Below are 19,271 nucleotides of genomic sequence, written 5' to 3'. Positions count from 1 at the left end.
CTGACGATCTGTTAGCTGGTTTTACGGAACACAAACGCCAGACCGACAATGATCAACAGCATCCCCAGCACACTCAACGCCGCCAGGCGATTGCCGAAAATCAGATAGTCCATCACTGCCGTCACCGCCGGCACCAGGTAGAACAGACTGGTGACATTGACCAGATTGCCCCGCGCGATCAACCGATACAGCAACAGCGTCGCCAGCACCGACACCACCAGCCCCATCCACAACACCGGCACGATAAAACCTGTGCTGTGCTCAAAGTGGAACGGCTGGAACGGCACGAAAATCCCGCATAACAACAGACCGGCCAAGTATTGCACCGGCAGCGTACCGAGAGGATTGTCGGTGATGCGTTTCTGCATGATCGAGCCCAGCGTCATGCTCGCCAGCGCCAGCAGACCAAACAGCATCCCCGCCAAGGACATCCCGGCCAAACCGATGCCTTGGTAAACCACCATGATCAGCCCCGCCAACCCCAAGGCCAGACCAAACATCCGGCTCGCCGAGCGCTGCCGCTCCATCAACACCACGGTGAGAATCGGCTGCACACCCATGATGGTCGCCATCACCCCAGGGGTGACTTTGGTGTTGAGCGCCAGCAGATAGAAAATCTGATACGCCCCCAACAACACCACGCCGGTGGCAACCGCAAACAGCATTGGTTTGCCGCCCTTGGGCAACTTGAGCTTGAGCAGCGGCGCCAACAACAAGAGGCCGCACAAGGCAATCGCGAAACGAATTAGCAGAAAGGCAAATGGTGACGCGTGGGCCAGCCCCCATTTGGAGAAGATCGCGCCGCTGCTCCACAGCAGAACGAACAGGCTCGTGGACGCGGCCGCGAGCGCGGATTTTTTCGACAGGACAAACATGATTACCACCTGTAGTCAGGCAAGAAGCCAACTCAGCCGAAGCTGAAATTCAGTAGGTTTTTCTGGCGGGCGCAGGGGTCAGCAGAAACTGCCGATCAGCCCGAAACGCCAACGCCCGGCGGTGATACGACTGCGCACACCGGCGTGCTACTGACAGGTGGGGGGTAATGACTGATCTGCTTGGGCTGCTGATTCCCGCACGGCACGACGCCAGCGTTGACCGCTGAATCGACTACCGCGTTGATGAGGGATGCAGGCATTGGCGCAGATCTTTTTTGAGAGGGTGGAAGGTGAGGCTTACGACTCACGAGCGCCGACTATAACCAGCGGGCGACATGGATTGCAATGATTTGGACAAAGGGCCAGTAGCGACGGATGCATGAGAGCTGAATAGGCTTTTGAGCAACCGCAACACCTATCGATGGGGAGACATGGAATGCTCGAAATCATATGCCAAGGGAACGGAGTTATCTGCGATATCAGTTGTATCGGTCGCTGGCCAGGAAGCAGGCAAGCATCGCCACTGCTCTGTTGCAGCTACCAGCGGGACAAGACTTGTCGAAAGTACGCTTTGAACCTATCGATGCCAAAGCACTAGATGCGTTTGAGCTTTGGGATGATCCGCATTTTTGCTGGCGAGAGATTGCCGAATGGAAGTCACGAGAACCTTTATCCCTGGATATCGCGATCTGGTTTGAAGAACAGCTGTGCGGGCTGTGTTTCGTCAATCCGAACAAAAGCCGCCAGCGAATTCGGATCGTACGATTGGAGGGGCGGTCCGGAGTGCCTCACCCGCTTAAAAAGCGTATTGCGCTTTTGTCGATGGTGGCCATTGATGAGTTTGCGCAAATAATCGGCAGTAAGTGCATTGAAGTCCAGGAACCGATACCAGGAGCAATTCCTGTTTATACAAAACTCGGCTTCAAATTTGATTTTGAAGGCCGCCTTGTCCTCGCAGTGGAGAGTAAAGTATCGTGAAAACTGTTCAAGTAATGATCAACGAGGGCGGGAACATGCGTAAATCCGTGAAAAAATCCCCTACTAAGAAAAGATCAATCAAAACGGACGAAAAGTTTATCTCCTCCGAGCTATCAGCCAATCAGCAGCGCTTTCTTCAGCTACTGATTACAGGCATCGAAGACGAACCCGACGTTCTCGCTGGGCGGCGCTGACTCGCAGATAATAAAAAACCGCTCACAAGGAGCGGTTTTTCTACAATATCCAGCCTCAGCCAAACAGCCAATACCCCAACAACGTCAATACCACCACCGCCAGCACCGGACGCATCACGCGGTAGGCTTTCGGATGACGGCGTTTCCACTGTTTGACCACGCCACTGAACTTGTCGCTGAAGTTCTTGCTCCAGGCGTAGGCCTGGTTGATCCCGCCGACGCGTTCATCATCAAGGTTCTGCGGTGCAGTGGCACGGCCGAGCCAGGCGCTGATGGAGCGGTTGATGCGGGTCATGAGACGGTTGCTCAGCGGACGCTCGACGTCGCAGAACAGGATGACGCGGGTCTGGTCGGTTTCATTCTTGACCCAATGCACGTAGGTCTCGTCGAACATTACGTCTTCACCGTCACGCCAGGCATAAACCTGACCATCAACAAAGATCCGGCAATCGTCGGAGTTCGGCGTCGACAAGCCGAGGTGATAACGCAGCGAGCCGGCGAACGGATCGCGGTGCGGGTTCAAGTGGCTGCCACCCGGCAACAGCGCAAACATCGCGCCTTTGACGTTGGGAATCGCACTGACCAGCGCCACGGTTTTCGGGCACAGGGTTTCGGCCGATGGCAGCGGTTTGTCGTACCACTTGAGGTAGAAACGCTTCCAGCCCTTCTTGAAGAACGAGCCGAAACCGGCGTCGTTGTTCTTTTCTGCCGCGCGAATATAACCCTCGTCGAACAGGTGCATGGCCTCGTCGCGAATGGTTTCCCAATTGTCGCGCAGCACGTCCAGCTCCGGAAATTTGCTGCGGTCCAGGTACGGCTTGGACGGCACGCCGGAGAACAGGTACATCAGGGCGTTGTACGGAGCAAACAGCGCCGAGTGGTTGACGAACTGGCGCAGAACCGGCAAACGCGCCTTGCCGCGCAAATGCACATAGAGGATGCTGCCCACGAACAGCAGCAGCACCAATACCTTGGCGGCTAACGAAAAGGTCATCAACGACTCCTTGAATAAAGACAACGCTGCGCAACGCCCTTTACCCGGCATGGCAGCCGGCCATGATAAACACTACCGGCGCCGGGCAAAACCCGCCTTACACAAGAATCAGTGTTAAGCATTGCGCAACAAAGCATTTATTAGCATAACGATCCTGAACCCCGGCTGATCTGAATCAACTGGATTACTGCTGAGTCTCCTGCTCAGTGAACAGATCGCTGAACAGCATGCTCGACAGATAACGCTCACCGGAGTCCGGCAGAATCACGACGATAGTCTTGCCCTGCATCTCCGGCGTCTCTGCCAGTCTCACCGCTACCGCCATTGCGGCACCGCAGGAGATGCCGCATAGAATCCCCTCTTCCTGCATCAAGCGCAGCGCCATGGCCTTGGACTCTTCGTCGGTGACCTGCTCGACCCGGTCGACCATCGACAGATCCAGGTTCTTCGGCACAAAACCGGCACCGATCCCCTGAATCTTGTGCGGGCTCGGTTTGATTTCTTCACCCGCCAGCGCCTGGGTGATCACCGGCGACGACATCGGCTCCACGGCCACCGACAGAATCGGTTTGCCTTGGGTATTCTTGATATACCGCGAAACGCCGGTGATGGTTCCGCCGGTACCGACGCCCGCTACCAGTACATCGACGGCGCCGTCGGTGTCGTTCCAGATTTCCGGACCGGTAGTCTTTTCGTGAATGGCGGGGTTGGCCGGATTATCGAACTGCGATGGCATGAAGTACTTGTCAGCATCGCTGGCAACGATTTCGGCCGCCTTCTCGATTGCGCCTTTCATGCCCTTGGCCGGCTCGGTCAACACCAGTTCGGCGCCCAGAGCCTTGAGGACTTTACGGCGTTCGATGCTCATCGAGGCCGGCATGGTCAGCATCAACTTGTACCCACGGGCCGCGGCAACAAAGGCCAGACCGATCCCCGTGTTACCCGATGTCGGCTCGACAATGGTCATGCCAGGCTTGAGTTTGCCGCTGCTTTCGGCGTCCCAGATCATGTTGGCGCCAATCCGGCACTTGACCGAGTAACCGGGGTTGCGCCCCTCGATCTTGGCCAGAATGGTCACGCCACGCGGCGCTATGCGGTTGATCTGCACCAGCGGCGTATTACCGATGGAATGGGCGTTGTCAGCAAAAATACGGCTCATGGCTGGGTCCTTATGCAGCATTGAATTCAGCCTTCAAAGGTATGCCTGTTGCCCATCACAGTCCAGTCGGGTCGAACGTCTGCGCGACGTAACAGTCAATCGCTTACATCGTCAGGGAATTGCCGTCATGAAGCGTCGCTACAGTTGGCCACTAGGGATTTTCGCCGTCGTCGTTGTGCTGCTGATCGCGCTGCACATCGCCCTGCCCTACATGGTGCGCGACTACCTGAACGGCAAGCTGGCGGACATGGGTGATTATCGGGGCCAGATCACTGATGTCGATCTGGCCCTATGGCGCGGCGCCTATAAGATCAATGGACTGAAGATCGTCAAGGTCGACGGCAAGGTACCGGTGCCGTTCGTCAATGCACCGCTGATCGATCTGGCGGTCAGCTGGCATTCGCTGTGGTACGACCATGCTGTGGTGGCGCAAGTGAAATTCGTCAATCCCGAGATCAATTTCGTCGATGGCGGAGCCAACAAGCAGAACTCCCAGACCGGTCAGGGCACTGACTGGCGTGCGCAACTAGGCAAATTGCTGCCGATAACCCTTGACGAAGTGCAGATTCACGACGGCAAGATCAGCTTCCGCAATTTCAACTCAAAACCGCCGGTGAACATGAACGCGACCAACGTCGACGCGAGCATCTACAACCTGACCAACGTGGTCGACAAACAGGGCAAACGCGACGCCCGTTTCGAGGGCAAAGCGCTTTTGCTCGGGCATGCCCCACTGGAAACCACTGCCACCTTCGACCCGCTGAGCAATTTCGAAGACTTCCAGTTCCGCCTGCGCGCCAAAGACATCGAACTCAAAAGCATGAACGACTTCGCCTCGGCCTACGGCAAGTTCGACTTCAACGCAGGCCACGGTGACGTGGTGATCGAAGCCCAAGCCAAAAAAGCCCAGGTCAACGGCTACATCAAACCCCTGCTGCGCGACGTCGAAGTGTTCAACTGGCAGCAGGACGTGGAAAACAAGAACAAGAGCATCTTCCGCTCGGTCTGGGAGGCCATCGTCGGCGGCTCGGAAACCGTGCTGAAGAACCAGGCGAAAAACCAGTTCGCCACCAAGGTCGAACTCAGCGGTAACGTGCATCAGCAAAACATCAGCGCGTTCGAAGCGTTTTTGCAGATTTTGCGCAATGGATTCGTACAGGCATTCAATGCCCGCTATGAACGGCCTAAGCCGGATGCGGGTTAGAGTTCATTTCTGGAAAAGCATCCAGATATAGAGTATCGGCGCCAATCTGAATGTCCGGGGCCGGCCATTCAACGGTCCAACCTTTATCGCCCAAGATGGCAGTCGCAAAGACTTGGGGATCAAGCAAGGGCTGCAACTGCTTACACGTTTGAATATCTCGACTCAAATCGAGTGTCAGCGCTCGACCATCAACAAAGTCCAGTGCAAGCCGGCAATCAGAGAGTGCAGTAACTGCGGCCAAGCGTGGTCGTTTCATGGATAGCATCAATTCAGCGCCTCCAGGCATATGGGGACTGCTTCGCAGCCCAGCGGGAGCAAGCTCCCTCGCCACAGATTCAGTGGACATCCTGAAGGCTATCGTCAAATCAACTAGGCCTGAATACTGGCCATCGGCCGAGACTGAGTCAACATGTGACGCCCCATTCAGAGACTGAATAAGCCGTCTGCGTTCACAGTCGACCGGGCTGCGCGTTATAGTCGGGCATCCGATTATTTCGCCCCCGCCCTGCCCGTCAGGTCGGCGTTACCGTTCGAGGATTAGCAGATGAAGTTCGAAGGCACCCAGGCCTACGTCGCCACCGATGACCTGAAGCTGGCGGTCAACGCCGCCATCACCCTGGAGCGGCCGCTGCTGGTCAAGGGCGAGCCGGGCACCGGCAAGACCATGCTCGCCGAGCAACTGGCCGAATCGTTCGGCGCCAAGTTGATCACCTGGCACATCAAGTCCACCACCAAGGCCCATCAGGGTCTGTACGAATACGATGCGGTCAGCCGTCTGCGCGACTCGCAACTGGGCAATGAAAAAGTCCACGATGTACGTAACTATCTGAAGAAGGGCAAGCTCTGGGAGGCGTTCGAGTCAGAAGAGCGGGTCATTCTGTTGATCGACGAAATCGACAAGGCCGACATCGAGTTCCCCAACGACTTGCTGCAAGAACTCGACAAGATGGAGTTCTACGTTTACGAGATCGACGAGACCATCAAGGCCAAGAAGCGCCCGATCATCATCATTACCTCCAACAACGAGAAAGAGCTGCCGGACGCCTTCCTGCGCCGCTGCTTCTTCCACTACATCGCCTTCCCCGACCGTACCACCCTGCAAAAAATCGTCGACGTGCACTACCCGGACATCAAGAAGGATCTGGTCAGCGAAGCGCTGGACGTGTTCTTCGACGTGCGCAAGGTGCCGGGCCTGAAGAAGAAGCCGTCGACCTCGGAGCTGGTGGACTGGCTGAAACTGCTGATGGCCGACAACATCGGCGAAGCGGTGTTGCGCGAGCGCGATCCAACCAAGGCGATTCCGCCGCTGGCCGGTGCTTTGGTGAAGAACGAACAGGACGTGCAATTGCTTGAGCGCCTGGCGTTCATGAGCCGTCGCGGCACCCGCTAAGAGGCTGCTGCCATGTTGCTCAACCTGTTCAATGAAATGCGTGCAGCCAAGGTGCCGGTGTCGGTGCGTGAGCTGCTCGACCTGATCAACGCGCTGAAACAGCGCGTGACCTTCGCCGACATGGACGAGTTCTATTACTTGTCGCGGGCGATTCTGGTGAAGGACGAACGCCATTTCGATAAGTTCGACCGTGCGTTCGGCGCCTACTTCAATGGCCTGGAAAAGCTCGACGATCACTTGCAGGCATTGATTCCCGAAGACTGGCTGCGTAAGGAGTTCGAGCGCTCATTAAGCGACGAAGAACGCGCGCAGATCCAGTCCCTCGGCGGCCTCGACAAACTGATCGAAGAGTTCAAGAAGCGTCTGGAAGAACAGAAGGAACGCCACGCCGGCGGCAACAAATGGATTGGCACTGGCGGCACTAGCCCGTTCGGCTCCGGTGGCTTCAACCCGGAAGGCATTCGGGTCGGCGATGCTGGCAAGCGCCAGGGCAAAGCCGTGAAAGTCTGGGATCAGCGCGAGTACAAGAACCTCGATGATTCGGTGGAATTGGGCACGCGCAACATCAAAGTCGCCCTGCGCCGACTGCGCAAATTCGCCCGCCAAGGCGCGGCAGAAGAGCTGGACATCGACGGCACCATCGACCACACCGCCAAGGATGCCGGTCTGCTGAATATTCAGATGCGCCCGGAACGGCGCAACACGGTGAAGTTGTTGTTGCTGTTCGACATCGGCGGCTCGATGGACGCGCACGTGAAGATCTGCGAGGAACTGTTCTCGGCCTGCAAGACCGAGTTCAAGCATCTGGAGTATTTCTACTTCCACAACTTCGTTTATGAATCGGTGTGGAAGAACAATATGCGCCGCACCTCGGAGCGCACTTCGACCCAGGACCTGCTGCACAAGTACGGCGCCGACTACAAAGTGATCTTCATCGGTGACGCCGCCATGGCGCCGTATGAAATTACCCAGGCCGGCGGCAGTGTCGAGCACTGGAACGAAGAGCCGGGTTACGTGTGGATGCAGCGCTTCATGGAGAAGTACAAGAAGCTCATCTGGATCAATCCGTACCCGAAAGACACCTGGGGCTATACCTCGTCGACCAATATCGTACGGGATCTGATCGAGGATCAGATGTATCCGTTGACGTTGCGCGGGCTTGAGGAAGGGATGCGGTTTCTTTCCAAATAACCTGCTTTGTCTGGACGGACGCTATCGCGAGCAGGCTCACTCCTACATTTGGAATGCGTTCCCCTGTAGGAGTGAGCCTGCTCGCGATGCTTCTAGCTATCTTTGAAGCGCTGCAGATAATTGATGTGCTCACGGTGCGCGACGTCTTGCACCACCGGCCGCAACCGTATCTGCGCCCCCGGCAGACACTGCGCCAACCGCGCTAACGCCAACGGCGTCAACGCGCCCAGCCGTGGATACCCGCCAATCGTCTGCCGATCATTGAGCAACACAATCGGCTGGCCATCCGGCGGCACTTGCACCGCGCCCAAGGGAATCCCCTCGGAAATCATCGGCTGGCCCTGATATTCCAACGCCTTGCCCAGCAAACGAATGCCCATGCGATCGGCGCGACTGTCGAGCGTCCAGGCACTGTTGAACACATCAAACAGACTCTGCCCGCTGAACTGGCCGATCTGCGCGCCGAGCACCAGATCCAGCGGTGCAGTCGATTTCAGATCCGGCCGCAACGCCAATGGCACTTCGCGAACCAATCGCGCTTCCCCGTGATAACTCAGCGTCGAACCCTTGGCCAACGGCAAGCCCATGCCATCGAGTCCGCCGAGTTCTTCGCGCACCACCGTCGCACTACTGCCCAAGACCTTCGGAGCGTCGAAACCGCCGGGCGCCGCCAGATACGCCCGGGCACCATGCAGCGGTTGCGTGAACAGCAACTTCTGTCCTTTACCCAACTTGAAACTGCGCCACGGCGCCAGCGGTTGACCCTCAATCTGCGCGCCAAGATCAGCTCCGGCCAGCGCCAGCAAGCAATCGTCTTCAGCGACTACGGCAAAGCCGCCAAGCGTGATTTCGATCACCGGCACATCCAGTCCATTGCCGAGCAGCCAGTTGGCCCAACTCATCGAACACCAGTCTGCCGCGCCGCCCTGGGTCACGCCCAGATGCCGTACGCCGAAACGGCCCGCGTCCTGCAACAGGCACAGCGGTGTACTCGCTTCAATCCTCAGTCGGCTCATGCCAGCGCCTCCAGTGGTGTGTCATCGCCGCCCAGATTGATGAACTCGGCATGACTGACCGCCTCGAATCGCACGGTGTCGCCCGGTTGCATCAGGCTGTAGCCATCACGTGTGCGATCGAACAGTTTCGCCGGGGTGCGGCCGATCAGGTTCCAGCCACCGGGCGAGACCACGGGATACGCAGCGGTTTGGCGCTCGGCAATGCCGACACTGCCCGCAGCGACTTTCTTGCGCGGCGTGTTAAGACGTGGCGCCGCCAGAACCTCTTCGACCAGCCCCATAAAGGCGAACCCCGGTGCGAAACCCAGGGCGAATACCTGATATTCACGTCCGCTGTGACGACGGATCACCTCCTCCACTGCCAGCCCACTACGCTCGGCGAGCAGGCTCAATTCTGGCCCGACGCTGAGGTCATACCAGACCGGCAACACATGACATTGACCGCCAGTTCGCGCATTCGGCGACAGGTCGATCAACGCCTTGGCAATCAATTCCCGCGCCTGGCTCGGGCTCAGTGCAGTCAGATCGTAATGCACCATCAACGTCGTATAGGACGGCACCAGATCGATCAGTTGCGCGCCGAATGCCCCGCGCAAACACTCACTGGCAGCGAGCATCCACGGCATGTTGGCTTCGGCGATCTCATCAAACAGACGCAGCATCAGGCAATCCAGTGCCACCACTTCAATCCTTGGGTTCATGAGGCACGCTGCTGATTCAAGGCCTCGCGAATGCGCTGCACGGCAGCCACCGAACCGGCATTGTCGCCGTGTACGCAGAGGGTGTTGGCGTGCAGACGCAAGGCGCTGCCGTCGCTGGCGGTGAGGTTGTCGCCACGGGCAATGGTCAGGGCTTGTTCAATGATTTTTTCCGGGTCGTGATGCACCGCGCCCGGTAATTGTCGTGAAACCAGTTTGCCGGCACTGTCGTAAGCGCGGTCGGCGAAAGCTTCGAACCACAGGATCACGCCATACTCATCGCCGATCTGCTGCGCGGCGGCGTTGTCGCGGGTGGCCATCAGCATCAGCGGCAGGCTGCGGTCGTAAGCGGCCACCGCCTGAATCACCGCACGCAATTGTGCCGGGTTGGCCATCATGTCGTTGTACATCGCGCCATGGGGTTTGACGTAACTGACGCGCCCACCCTGGGCTTTGCAAATGCCGTCGAGAGCGCCGATCTGGTAATGCAGGATGTCTTGCAGCTCTTGCGCGGAGTACGCCATGGAGCGGCGACCGAAACCGACCAGATCCTGATAGGCCGGGTGTGCGCCGATCTGCACGCCGTGGCTCAACGCCAGGCTGACGGTCTTGCGCATGATGCTCGGATCGCCGGCGTGGAAACCACAGGCCACGTTGGCGCAATCGATGAAGGGCATGATTTCGGCGTCCAGACCCATGGTCCAACTGCCGAAGCTCTCGCCTATGTCGCAATTCAATAGCAGGCGGCTCACGGTGAACACTCCTGTAGGTGCTTGTCTTTTTATCTGTAGGACTTTGCTTTGCAGGTTATCAGTTACTGCGCATCGAGTTGCTTGCCACGGGTTTCCGGCAGACTCAGTGCCGCGATAATCACCACGCCGTAGGACACCGCCGCAAAGGCGCCAATGCCTACGCTCAACGGAACTTTCTGGCTAAGCAGACCAATCAGCAGCGGAAACAATGCCGCCAGCGCCCGACCGATGTTGTAGCAAAAGCCCTGCCCCGAACCACGAATTCGCGTAGGAAACAGTTCAGTCAGAAACGCGCCCATGCCGCTGAAAATCCCCGAGGCAAAGAAGCCCAGCGGGAAGCCCAGCCACAGCATCACGCCGTTGCTCACCGGCAGTTGCGTATAGAGCAGAACGATGGTGAACGAACCGACAGCGAAGAGGATGAAGTTCTTTTTCCGCCCCAGCAGGTCAGTCAGATAGGCGCTGATCACATAGCCGACGTAGGAACCGACAATCACCATCGCCAGATAACCCCCCGTGCCCAGCACGCTCAAGCCGCGTTCGTTTTTCAGGAAGGTCGGCAGCCAGGAAGTGATCGCGTAATAGCCGCCCAGCGCGCCGGTGGTCAGCAGTGAAGCGCGAAACGTGGTGAAGAGCATGCCGGGGGCGAAGATCTCGTAGAACTTCGACTGAGTCTCCGGCGTTTGTTGGGCCTTGGCCTCGCGATAGATCTCCGGATCCTTGACCAGACGACGGACGAAAATCACGAAAATCGCCGGCACGATGCCGAGGATGAACAAGGCGCGCCAGGCGTCTTCCGGCGGCAACACCGAGAACAGCAGCGCATATAAAATCGCCGTCAGCCCCCAGCCCAGCGCCCAACCGGATTGCACCATGCCCACCGCTTTGCCACGGTCCTTGGCGCGGATCACCTCGCCGATCAGCACCGCGCCGGCGGTCCATTCGCCGCCGAAACCGAAGCCCATCAACGTGCGTGCGATCAACAGTTGTTCGTAGTTTTGCGCGAAGCCGCAGAGAAAGGTGAAGAAGGCGAACCACAGCACGGTGAGTTGCAAGGTGCGTACACGGCCGATGCGGTCAGAGAGAATCCCCGCAACCCAACCGCCGATGGCCGAAGCGATCAATGTGCTGGTGTGAATCAGTCCTGCTTCGCCGGTGGTGATGCCCCACATCGCGATCAGTGTCGGCACGACGAAGCTGAGCATCTGCGTGTCCATGCCGTCCAGACCGTAGCCAATCTTGCAGCTCCAGAACGTGCGACGCTCCTGCTGGTTGATGTTGCGATACCAGTCGAACGGCCCCGGACGCGCCGTTGCCTTGGGGACTTCTAGGGTGTCGGGAGCACGCATGGCTTATCTCCGCAGGTTTTTTATTGGTCTTGTTCGTAGCCCCGACGACGCCTATCGTGGGGACCGGATGCGTCGATTTTTCGTCGCGCGGCCCTGCTGCGTCCAACGAATAAAAACCCGCCTTAGCCATAAGAAAAATTTGTCACCCGAGCCTTGCCCATGAACCTGAAGTTTCTCGAGACCTTTGTCTGGGTCGCCCGACTGAAGAGTTTTCGCCTGACCGCCGACAAGCTGTTCACCACCCAGGCGTCGATTTCCAGCCGCATCGCGGTACTGGAAGGTGAGCTGGGGGTGAAGCTGTTTTTGCGCGATTCGCGCGGTGTCAGCCTGACGCCCGAAGGGCTGAAAGTGCTGGAGTACGCCGAGCAGATGCTCGACACCATGTCGGCGCTGAAACAGTCGATTGAGACTCGCTCGAGCAAAGTCGGCCGCGTGCGCATCGGCGTGATGGACACGGTAATCCACACCTGGCTCAGCCCGTTGGTCGCGCAGATGACTGATCTGTACCCTCGGGTGGAAATCGAGCTGGTGGCGGATACTTCGCTGAACCTCTGCGATCAGCTGCAAAAAGGCTTTCTCGACATCGTTCTGCAAACCGATCTGATCCGCCATGAAAGCGTGCGCAGTCTGGAGCTGGCCAGCCATCCGCTAGGCTGGATTGTCGCCAGTAATTCGATCTACAACCGCGACTACGCCGACCTTGCCGAACTGGCGCAGGAACGGATCATCACCTACTCGAAAAACTCCCGGCCGCATCAGGATCTTCTGGCGCTGATGCAAGCCAATGGCGTACTGGCGCCGCGCTTGAATTGCGTGAACTCAGTCTCGGCGATCACGCGGTTGCTGCGCGATGGGTTTGGTATTGGCGTGTTGCCACCGGTGCTGGTGGCTGAGGAATTGGCGCGGGGGGAATTGATCTTGTTGGCGATTGATCAACGGCCACCGAATTTACAGGTGGTGGTGTCGTGGCGGGTGGGGGTTGAGTGGGTCGAGGAGATTGTGACGTTGTGTCAGCAGGTGCTGGAGGGATATGCGATCAAGGTGGGCAAGGACTACATCGCTTTAAGTTGATCGTTCCTACGCTCCGCGTGGGAATGCAGCCCGGGACGCTCCGCGTCCCTCGAAAGCCGAACGCGGAGCGTCCGTTGAGGCATTCCCACGCAGAGCGTGGGAACGATCCTTGCTGCGCTGATCTCAGAGGCCGCGTACGTCGCGGTCTTCGATCGGCCGGCTCTGGCGCAAGCGCCGGCCACCGAGCACCACCCAGTCAATCAGACGGAACACGCATTCAATCCCGAACGACAGCAACAGCGCGCCGCTCATGCCCCAGATCATTGCTTCCGGGGTCAGCAGGATCTGGTAGCTGTAGCCATTCCAGGTTTCCTTGCGAATGTCCGGGTCGGCGGCCAGCACCACTTGCAGGAAGCGGATGTACCACGGGCCTTGCATCGCCTGGAACTGCTTGTCCAGCGCAATCTGGCGGCTGAGCAAGGTGCTCAGGCTGTCGGCATCGCTACGAAACACCGGGTCTTCGCTGGCGCGGTAATGCGCCACCAGCGCCTGCATATCGCCCTTGAAAAACTGCTCGGCGGTGCCCTGAAAACCGCGCAGGCCGGTCTGCGCCTCGATCAGGTGCGCCTCCACGCGTTTCGCGTAATCGTTGATGAAGCCTGGCACCTGGATACCGATCAACAGGCCCGCCGCAAACAACACCAGCCGTACATAACTGAGCAACATGGGGTGCAATCCTTATTCGGTCTTGCCCTGACTGACGCATTCGCCGCGTCGCCACAGGCTCCATTGGCCCGGTTCGTAGCGGGTCCAGGTTTCGTTTTCGGTCAAAGGCTCGGTGGCGATCACCGTGACCACGTCGTTGGGCGTGGTTTCCGCCTGGAAATCGACGATCACGTCGACATCTTTCAGACGCGCCGGGCCGAACGGGGCGCGGCGAGTGATCTGTGCGAGTTTGGTCGAGCAATAGCAGAACAGCCAGTCGCCATCGCTGAGCAGGCAGTTGAACACGCCTTTGCTGCGGTATTCGGCGCACGCGGCGACCAGATCCGGCAGCAGCTCTTCTATATCGACCGGTTCCGGGAATGCTGCACGCACGCGGTTGAGCAAATCGCAGAAAGCCGCCTCGCTGTCGGTATCGCCGACCGGGCGATAGAAGCTTTTGATCGGGGTGAAATCGGCGAGCTGGCCGTTGTGCGCAAAGCACCAGTTGCGTCCCCACAGTTCGCGGACGAACGGGTGGGTGTTGGACAAGCAGACCTTGCCGACGTTGGCCTGGCGGATGTGGCCGATGACCACTTCGCTTTTGATCGGATAACGTTGCACCAGATTGGCGACTTCCGACTCGCAACTCGCCGCCGGGTCCTGAAACAGACGCAAGCCACGGCCTTCATAAAAGGCGATGCCCCAACCGTCGCGGTGCGGCCCGGTGCGACCGCCACGCTGCATCAGGCCGGTAAAGCTGAACACGATATCGGTCGGCACGTTGGCACTCATGCCCAGTAATTCACACATGTGCGGACTCTCGGGTTACAGGCGCGGCTCGACCCGCATGCGCTGCGGATTGTTTGGCAGAGGGGGACGGCCATAGCGGTCATCGCCGGCGCCGCCAAACGGCTGATCGTCGTCGCGGTCATCAGCGCGAGCGGCGGCCTTGGCGGCTTCTGCCTGTTCACGACGCGCACGGGAAGCACGCTCGATCGGGAAGCGGATCGCCACGAAAATCAGATAGATGCCAAAGGCGATCATGCCGTACATGAACAGATCGGAGACTGCACGCCAGGCGTTGTTGCCGACCTTGAAGGCCAGATCCAGCGCAGTAATGGCGATGGACGGCGCAACTTTGGCTTTCACCGGATCAATGATGGTCGGGCTGAACAACAACACGGCCATCAAGACGCGCAGCGGTTCGCGCAACCAGCGCCACATCCAGGTGGTCAGGCGCATCCATACCAACAGGCAGCCCACAGCAGCAAAGGCGTAGAGGCCCCAGGCGATCAGATAGTCGTTCTCGGTCATGGTGTCCATGGCAAGGCAGGCAAAGAGGCGCTTATAGTAACGACTTTTCGCCCGTCAGGCTTGTCCCAATAGACATGCGACCTGTAGGAGTGAGCCTGCTCGCGATGACGGACAGCCTGACAACATTGATGTTGAATGTGCCGGCCTTATCGCGAGCAGGCTCACTCCTATAGGGTCTGCGGCGGTTTCAAACGCTGCGAAAACCCTTATTCCGTACATTGTCCGAGAGCCTTTCATGTCCGAATCCGCCAACGCCATCAGTGCCCCGATCGCCCACAAGGCGCCCGGTGCCGACCCGTATGCCTGGCTGCAGGAGCGCGACACCGACGCGGTGCTCGATTACCTCAAAGCCGAAAACGCCTACCAGGAAGCGCAAACCGCCGATCAAGCCGAATTGCGTGAAAGCCTGTTCGAAGAGATCAAGGGCCGGATTCTGGAAACCGACCTGTCCCTACCCTCGCCTTGGGGTCCGTACCTGTATTACACGCGCACCACGGCGGGCGACGAGTACGCCCGGCACTACCGCTGCCCACGCCCGGCGGACGACAGTCTGACCCTCGATGAAAGTCGCGAACAACTGCTGCTCGACCCGAATGTACTGGCCAACGGTGGTTTTTTCTCGCTGGGCGCGTTCAGCATCAGCCCGGATCACCAGCGTCTGGCCTACAGCGTCGACGCTTCGGGCGATGAGATTTACACGTTGTTTGTCAAGGAACTGGCCAACGACAAAGTCAGCGAACTGGAATTCGAAGACTGCGACGGCAGCATGACCTGGGCTAATGACAGCCTGACCCTGTTTTTCGGCGTACTCGACGACACCCATCGTCCACACAAGCTGTTCCGTTACCGCCTCGACGGCACCGCTGCCGAAGAAGTTTTCCACGAGCCGGACGGGCGTTTCTTCCTGCACTGCTACCGTTCCAGTTCCGAGCAGCAACTGCTGTTGTCGCTGGGCAGCAAGACCACCAGCGAAGTCTGGGCGCTGGACGCCCACCAGCCGCACCTGCCGTTCACTTGCCTGGCGCCGCGGGTCGAGGATCATGAATATGATGTCGATCACGGCCTGCTCGATGGCGTGTGGACGTGGTTTATCCGCACCAACCGTGACGGCATCAACTATGCCTTGTATCAGGCACCGGACACCGGCACCGCGCCGACCGAAGCCGACTGGCAGAACCTGATCCCCCACAGCGATACGGTGATGCTCGATGGCGTCAGTCTGAACACCGAGGCGATGACCCTGAGCTTGCGCGAGGGCGGACTGCCGATTATCGAAGTTCACCCACACGGTCTGGCGCCGTATCGCGTGCAATTGCCGGACGCGGCCTACAGTCTCTATGTGCAAAACAGCCTGGAGTTCGAGAGCGACCGCATTCGCCTGCGCTACGAGGCGTTGAACCGTCCGGCGCAAGTTCGCCAACTGATCCTCGCCAGCGGCGAACAAGCGGTGTTGAAAGAAACCCCGGTGCTCGGCCCGTTCGACGCCGATGCCTACGTCAGCCAGCGCTTGTGGGCGACTGCGCCGGACGGTACGCAAGTGCCGATCAGCCTGGTGATGAAGCGCGAAATGGTTGGCAAAGCCGTGCCGCTGTATCTCTACGGTTACGGCGCTTACGGTTCGAGCCTTGATCCGTGGTTCTCCCACGCCCGCCTGAGCCTTCTGGATCGTGGCATGGCCTTCGCCATTGCGCATGTGCGTGGCGGCGGTGAGCTGGGCGAAGCCTGGTATCGCGCCGGCAAGCAGGAACACAAGCACAACACCTTCAGCGACTTCATTGCCTGCGCCGAATTTCTGGTCCTCAACGGCATTACCACGGCCGATAAACTGGCGATCAGCGGCGGCAGCGCCGGTGGTCTGCTGATTGGTGCGGTGTTGAACCAGCGGCCGGATCTGTTCGGCGTTGCGATTGCTGAAGTGCCGTTCGTCGACGTGCTCAACACCATGCTCGATCCCGATCTGCCGCTGACCGTCACCGAGTACGACGAGTGGGGCAATCCCGAAGAGCCGGAGGTTTACGAGCGGATCAAGGCTTATGCACCGTACGAAAACGTCAGCCCACAGAATTATCCAGCGATGCTGGTGATCGCCGGTTACAACGACAGCCGCGTGCAGTACTGGGAAGCGGCCAAGTGGGTGGCGAAACTGCGCGCATCCAAAACCGACGACAACGTGCTGCTGCTCAAGACTGAATTGGGCGCCGGACATGGCGGGATGAGCGGGCGTTATCAGGGATTACGTGACGTAGCGCTCGAATACGCATTTGTTTTCAAGGTTTTGGGTCTGGCCTGAGGAACTCCGTTGGTCACTTGGGTCTTAATTGCAGACCCAAGAGGCCGATACCCCACACATCCCTGTAGGAGCTGCCGAAGGCTGCGATCTTTTGATTTGGATTTTTTCAAAGGCAAGATCAAAAGATCGCAGCCTTCGGCAGCTCCTACATGGGGACCGTGTGAAGCCTGAAACAGTGAAAACAAAAAGACCGTGACGACATGTCAGAACCAACCTTCCTGAACAACGAAATCCGCGACTGGCTGATGGACTGCGGCCTGTTCGATCAATTGCAGTTGGCCGACTTTGCGGCCGCTTCCGGCTACTTCAGCATCAGTACCGTGGCTGAAGGCGAAGCGATTTTCCGCGAGGGCGATGCCGGCAGTTTCATGTGCATCCTCCACACCGGCCAGGTGGCCGTGCAGAAAACCGGGCCCGATGGCCAGGTCATCACCATGGCTACCCTGCGCAGTGGTCGGGCGTTCGGCGAGATGGCCGTGCTCGATGGCGAACGGCGCTCGGCAACGTGCGTGGCGGCGACGAACTGTCAGCTATTGAACCTCGGCAAAGACTCGCTGGAAAAAATGCTCAACGACGCGCCGAAGATCGCCGCGAAAATCATCCGCGCCCTCGCCGTCTCTCTGTCGAAACGCCTGCGCATGGCCGACGGCCAACTGGCGGCGCAACAGGTTTAACCGCCGGGGGATTTCGCCTTGGTGCCACTCGGCTCGATGCCCGGCACCGATTGATCCTTGCTCGGCGGACTGGGCATTTCAATCGGCACCAGCGGCGGGCTGCCACTGCCAGCGCCAGACTTGGGAATATTGATCGGCGTGATCTGCGGATACGGTGTCGGTGTAGCGGTGCCGGGCGAGCCGGGTTGCGGCGCCGGGCTGACTGGAACGACCTGCTGCGCCTGCACTGCAGTAATCGAGAGCGCGGCCAGGGCAATGACCGTTAGAATGGTGCGCTTCATCAAGGGCTCCGTTTGGCCTTAGTCTGCGCTCAGGCTACTCCCAACGGGCCTGCTTGCCTTCCCCCTTGTAGAGATTTCCATGAAACGTTTCGTTCTGCTCGACACCACCCCGATCCCTGAAAGCGGCGGTGCCCTGTGCCTGTTCGAGTATGGCGAGGATTTTGTCATCAAGATCCAGGGCGGCGACGGCGGACAATTGATGAACACGCGCATGCACGGTTCCGAAGATGCGCTGGCCGAAATTCCGTGCCGCAAGGTCGCTGGCCGGGCGAATTCGCGGGTGCTGATCGGCGGTCTGGGCATGGGGTTCACCCTCGCCTCCGCGCTCAAGCATCTGGGCAAGACTGCCGAAGTGGTGGTCGCTGAACTGGTGCCCGGCGTGGTCGAATGGAACCGTGGCCCGCTCGGCGAAAAGTCCGGACGTCCGTTGCTCGATCCGCGCACGGTGATCCGTCAGGACGACGTAGCCAAGGTGCTGCAAAGTGAGCCGAACGGTTTCGACGCGATTATGCTCGACGTCGACAACGGCCCCGAAGGCCTGACGCAGAAGGCCAACAGCTGGCTGTACTCCGCCGCTGGTCTGAATGCGTGCGCCAAAGCATTGCGACCGAAAGGTGTGCTGGCGGTGTGGTCGGCCAGCGCCGATCGGCTGTTTTCCGACAAATTGAAGAAGGCCGGTTTCAAGGCCGAAGAAGTCCAGGTTTTCGCCCACGGCAACAAGGGCACGCGCCACACGATCTGGATTGCCGAGAAGCTCAAGGGCTGAGCTAAACTCTGCGCATAACCGTCATTAGTCTTTTACAAAGGTGAACCCATGAGTTCGTCCACTCCAACCAATACGTCGAAGCTGGATCGCATCCTCGCCGACAACCAGCGCGACAAGGAAATGGGCTACCGCGACAAGGCCCTGAAGATGTACCCGCACGTCTGCGGCCGCTGCACCCGTGAGTTTTCCGGCAAGCGCCTGAGCGAACTGACCGTGCACCACCGCGACCACAACCACGACAACAACCCGCAGGACGGCTCGAACTGGGAATTGTTGTGCCTGTATTGCCACGACAACGAACACTCGCGCTATACCGATCAGCAGTATTTCAGCGAAGGCTCGCTGAGCACGCCGAAGATCGCCAAGGCAACGCATAACCCGTTTGCCGCGCTGGCCGGGCTGATGAAGAAAGAAGAATAAGCCAGTCATG

23 protein-coding genes are annotated in these 19,271 nt (G+C 58.8%); 10 read left to right on the top strand and 13 right to left on the bottom strand.

All coding sequences use genetic code 11. The annotated features are described in order from the left end of the window. Positions 1 to 11: 11 nt before the first annotated feature. The gene (locus tag LOY43_RS07255) at positions 12 to 875 is read right to left on the bottom strand and encodes a DMT family transporter (RefSeq protein ID WP_220558285.1); all 864 of its coding nucleotides are present in this window, start codon (positions 873 to 875) and stop codon (positions 12 to 14) included. Between the two features lie 95 nt (positions 876 to 970). Further along, positions 971 to 1,135, bottom strand: a complete 165-nt coding sequence (locus LOY43_RS07250) for a hypothetical protein (protein WP_162835961.1) — start codon at positions 1,133 to 1,135, stop codon at positions 971 to 973. Positions 1,136 to 1,430: 295 nt separating this feature from the next. Between LOY43_RS07250 and LOY43_RS07245 the strand changes: the two genes are divergently transcribed. Further along, entirely contained in the window at positions 1,431 to 1,853 is a 423-nt protein-coding gene (locus tag LOY43_RS07245) for a hypothetical protein (protein ID WP_309475315.1), read from the top strand. Further along, entirely contained in the window at positions 1,850 to 2,047 is a 198-nt protein-coding gene (locus tag LOY43_RS07240) for a hypothetical protein (protein WP_220558902.1), read from the top strand. Before LOY43_RS07245 ends, LOY43_RS07240 begins: the two co-directional genes overlap by 4 nt. Before the next feature lie 55 nt (positions 2,048 to 2,102). Here LOY43_RS07240 and LOY43_RS07235 read toward each other — a convergent pair whose 3' ends face one another. Both LOY43_RS07235 and cysK read right to left on the bottom strand, forming a co-directional pair. After that, positions 2,103 to 3,041, bottom strand: a complete 939-nt coding sequence (locus tag LOY43_RS07235) for an aspartyl/asparaginyl beta-hydroxylase domain-containing protein (RefSeq protein ID WP_093438167.1) — start codon at positions 3,039 to 3,041, stop codon at positions 2,103 to 2,105. 184 nt (positions 3,042 to 3,225) lie between these two features. Beyond that, the gene (gene cysK / locus LOY43_RS07230) at positions 3,226 to 4,200 is read right to left on the bottom strand and encodes a cysteine synthase A (protein ID WP_095049267.1); all 975 of its coding nucleotides are present in this window, start codon (positions 4,198 to 4,200) and stop codon (positions 3,226 to 3,228) included. Between the two features lie 127 nt (positions 4,201 to 4,327). On the opposite strand from cysK, the gene LOY43_RS07225 reads away from it, so the two are divergent. Beyond that, complete coding sequence (locus LOY43_RS07225; protein WP_077571561.1) at positions 4,328 to 5,404, top strand: DUF748 domain-containing protein; 1,077 nt, start codon at positions 4,328 to 4,330, stop codon at positions 5,402 to 5,404. Here LOY43_RS07225 and LOY43_RS07220 read toward each other — a convergent pair. Further along, on the bottom strand, positions 5,385 to 5,660 hold the full coding sequence (locus LOY43_RS07220) for a DUF2442 domain-containing protein (RefSeq protein ID WP_245398029.1): 276 nt from the start codon (positions 5,658 to 5,660) through the stop codon (positions 5,385 to 5,387). The two genes, LOY43_RS07225 and LOY43_RS07220, sit on opposite strands and share 20 nt — an antisense overlap. Positions 5,661 to 5,948: 288 nt before the next feature. Here LOY43_RS07220 and LOY43_RS07215 point away from each other — a divergent pair, with 288 nt between their 5' ends. Both LOY43_RS07215 and LOY43_RS07210 read left to right on the top strand, forming a co-directional pair. After that, the gene (locus LOY43_RS07215; RefSeq protein ID WP_007911294.1) at positions 5,949 to 6,794 is read left to right on the top strand and encodes a MoxR family ATPase; all 846 of its coding nucleotides are present in this window, start codon (positions 5,949 to 5,951) and stop codon (positions 6,792 to 6,794) included. A 12-nt stretch (positions 6,795 to 6,806) separates the two neighbouring features. Beyond that, a complete protein-coding gene (locus LOY43_RS07210) occupies positions 6,807 to 7,985 on the top strand; it encodes a VWA domain-containing protein (protein WP_007911295.1) in 1,179 nt (392 codons plus the stop codon). 92 nt (positions 7,986 to 8,077) lie between these two features. Here LOY43_RS07210 and LOY43_RS07205 read toward each other — a convergent pair whose 3' ends face one another. The 4 genes from LOY43_RS07205 to LOY43_RS07190 all read right to left on the bottom strand — a co-directional run bounded on the left by LOY43_RS07205 (position 8,078) and on the right by LOY43_RS07190 (position 11,800). Next, complete coding sequence (locus LOY43_RS07205) at positions 8,078 to 9,001, bottom strand: biotin-dependent carboxyltransferase family protein (protein ID WP_095049263.1); 924 nt, start codon at positions 8,999 to 9,001, stop codon at positions 8,078 to 8,080. Continuing rightward, positions 8,998 to 9,702: an allophanate hydrolase subunit 1 gene (locus LOY43_RS07200; protein ID WP_220558281.1), complete on the bottom strand. Its 705-nt coding sequence runs from the start codon at positions 9,700 to 9,702 to the stop codon at positions 8,998 to 9,000. The genes LOY43_RS07205 and LOY43_RS07200 overlap by 4 nt, the downstream gene beginning before the upstream one ends. Beyond that, positions 9,699 to 10,451, bottom strand: coding sequence for a 5-oxoprolinase subunit PxpA (locus LOY43_RS07195; protein WP_258709403.1), 753 nt, complete (start codon positions 10,449 to 10,451; stop codon positions 9,699 to 9,701). The genes LOY43_RS07200 and LOY43_RS07195 overlap by 4 nt, the downstream gene beginning before the upstream one ends. A gap of 62 nt (positions 10,452 to 10,513) precedes the next feature. Continuing rightward, positions 10,514 to 11,800, bottom strand: a complete 1,287-nt coding sequence (locus tag LOY43_RS07190) for an MFS transporter (RefSeq protein WP_034153180.1) — start codon at positions 11,798 to 11,800, stop codon at positions 10,514 to 10,516. A gap of 159 nt (positions 11,801 to 11,959) precedes the next feature. Between LOY43_RS07190 and LOY43_RS07185 the strand changes: the two genes are divergently transcribed. Then, on the top strand, positions 11,960 to 12,871 hold the full coding sequence (locus LOY43_RS07185) for a LysR family transcriptional regulator (RefSeq protein ID WP_095125571.1): 912 nt from the start codon (positions 11,960 to 11,962) through the stop codon (positions 12,869 to 12,871). A gap of 123 nt (positions 12,872 to 12,994) precedes the next feature. On the opposite strand, the gene LOY43_RS07180 is transcribed toward LOY43_RS07185, so the two are convergent. Genes LOY43_RS07180 through LOY43_RS07170 form a run of 3 tightly spaced genes read right to left on the bottom strand, consistent with a single transcriptional unit; the run spans position 12,995 to position 14,839 of the window. Next, a complete protein-coding gene (locus LOY43_RS07180) occupies positions 12,995 to 13,537 on the bottom strand; it encodes a DUF2937 family protein (protein ID WP_258709402.1) in 543 nt (180 codons plus the stop codon). A 12-nt stretch (positions 13,538 to 13,549) separates the two neighbouring features. Next, positions 13,550 to 14,326 (bottom strand): class II glutamine amidotransferase, encoded by a 777-nt coding sequence (locus LOY43_RS07175; protein WP_007911322.1) that lies wholly within the window; start codon positions 14,324 to 14,326, stop codon positions 13,550 to 13,552. 15 nt (positions 14,327 to 14,341) lie between these two features. Continuing rightward, on the bottom strand, positions 14,342 to 14,839 hold the full coding sequence (locus tag LOY43_RS07170) for an MFS transporter (RefSeq protein ID WP_095049258.1): 498 nt from the start codon (positions 14,837 to 14,839) through the stop codon (positions 14,342 to 14,344). A gap of 226 nt (positions 14,840 to 15,065) precedes the next feature. Between LOY43_RS07170 and LOY43_RS07165 the strand changes: the two genes are divergently transcribed. Together LOY43_RS07165 and LOY43_RS07160 are read left to right on the top strand one after the other, a co-directional pair. Next, entirely contained in the window at positions 15,066 to 17,120 is a 2,055-nt protein-coding gene (locus LOY43_RS07165; protein ID WP_095125572.1) for a S9 family peptidase, read from the top strand. A 200-nt stretch (positions 17,121 to 17,320) separates the two neighbouring features. Continuing rightward, positions 17,321 to 17,794, top strand: coding sequence for a cyclic nucleotide-binding domain-containing protein (locus LOY43_RS07160; protein WP_034153174.1), 474 nt, complete (start codon positions 17,321 to 17,323; stop codon positions 17,792 to 17,794). Here the strand turns inward: LOY43_RS07160 and LOY43_RS07155 are convergent. Next, positions 17,791 to 18,075: a hypothetical protein gene (locus tag LOY43_RS07155; protein ID WP_095049256.1), complete on the bottom strand. Its 285-nt coding sequence runs from the start codon at positions 18,073 to 18,075 to the stop codon at positions 17,791 to 17,793. The genes LOY43_RS07160 and LOY43_RS07155 overlap by 4 nt on opposite strands. 79 nt (positions 18,076 to 18,154) lie before the next feature. Between LOY43_RS07155 and LOY43_RS07150 the strand changes: the two genes are divergently transcribed. Beyond that, positions 18,155 to 18,841: a spermidine synthase gene (locus LOY43_RS07150; protein ID WP_095049255.1), complete on the top strand. Its 687-nt coding sequence runs from the start codon at positions 18,155 to 18,157 to the stop codon at positions 18,839 to 18,841. A gap of 48 nt (positions 18,842 to 18,889) precedes the next feature. After that, on the top strand, positions 18,890 to 19,261 hold the full coding sequence (locus LOY43_RS07145; RefSeq protein ID WP_095049254.1) for a YajD family HNH nuclease: 372 nt from the start codon (positions 18,890 to 18,892) through the stop codon (positions 19,259 to 19,261). Positions 19,262 to 19,271 lie beyond the last annotated feature (10 nt).

It is taken from the genome of Pseudomonas sp. B21-041 (assembly GCF_024748675.1).
Taxonomy (GTDB): Bacteria; Pseudomonadota; Gammaproteobacteria; order Pseudomonadales; family Pseudomonadaceae; genus Aquipseudomonas; species Aquipseudomonas neuropathica.
This window is presented reverse-complemented; position numbering and strand designations above follow the sequence as displayed.